This window comes from Micrococcus sp. LASM2_SD2 (assembly GCF_057364565.1).
Map to the genome: position 1 here is coordinate 1 of NZ_JBNFOB010000510.1, position 476 is coordinate 476.

General features: G+C 75.2%; 1 protein-coding gene. It reads left to right on the forward strand.

Features of this window, described 5'->3' with window-relative positions; genetic code table 11:
* Positions 1 to 81: 81 nt before the first annotated feature.
* Positions 82 to 476, forward strand: a 395-nt coding sequence (locus AC2W7A_RS13365; RefSeq protein WP_485991771.1) for a cytochrome d ubiquinol oxidase subunit II, incomplete at its 3' end; no start/stop codon positions are given.

Here is a 476-nt window from a genome sequence, read left to right on the forward strand (position 1 = left end):
CGGCCGCCGCCTGGCGCTGGGCCCGCGCCGGCCACGAGGGGCTGACGTTCGCCGGCATGGCCGGGTTCCTAGGCCTGCGGCGTGGCCGCCCTGTTCACCGCGGCCTACCCGGTGGTGCTGCCCTCGACCGTGGACCCGGCGTACAGCCTCACGGTGGAGAACGCCTCCTCCGGCACCTACACGCTCACCGTGATGGCGTGGGTCACCGTGGTCTTCGTGCCGATCGTGCTGGCCTACACCGCGTGGTCCTACTGGCAGTTCCGCCGCCGCATCGCGATCACCCACATCCCCACGCGCACGCCGTCCGCCCGGTGTGAGCCTTTCCGACGACGGCCGCCCGCCTCGTCCGTCCGGCCCCCTTCCCCGGGACCGCGCCGCGCGGCGGCTGCTGGTCCCGCTGCTGGGGTGCGCCGTCCTGCGTGCCGCCGGGTGGATCCTCTTGGCGGAGGCGCTGACGCGGCTGCTCGCCGGGCTGG